Consider the following 246-nt stretch of genomic DNA (forward strand, 5'->3'; position numbering starts at 1 on the left):
GGCCTTGCCCATGTCGGCGAGGAAGCCTGGGGCGGGCTGGCGCTGACCCTGTTCATCTTCGTGACCACCTGCCTGATCGGTTTCCCCTTGGCGATCTGCCTGGCCTTGCTGCGCCGGTCGGAGCTGCCCTGGATTTCGCGGACCACCGGCCTCATCATCGACGGGGTGGGGTCGCTTCCGCTGATATCGATCCTCTTCACCTTTGCAGTGGTTCTGCCGTTCGCGCTGCCGCAATGGCTGCAGGGC

Annotated in this window: 1 pseudogene; it reads left to right on the plus strand. The window is 65.4% G+C overall.

What is annotated here, in order from left to right:
• Positions 1–246: pseudogene (locus AC0L3S_RS39635) on the plus strand (amino acid ABC transporter permease); the annotation flags it as partial.

It is taken from the genome of Bradyrhizobium sp. Ken01 (assembly GCF_055807355.1).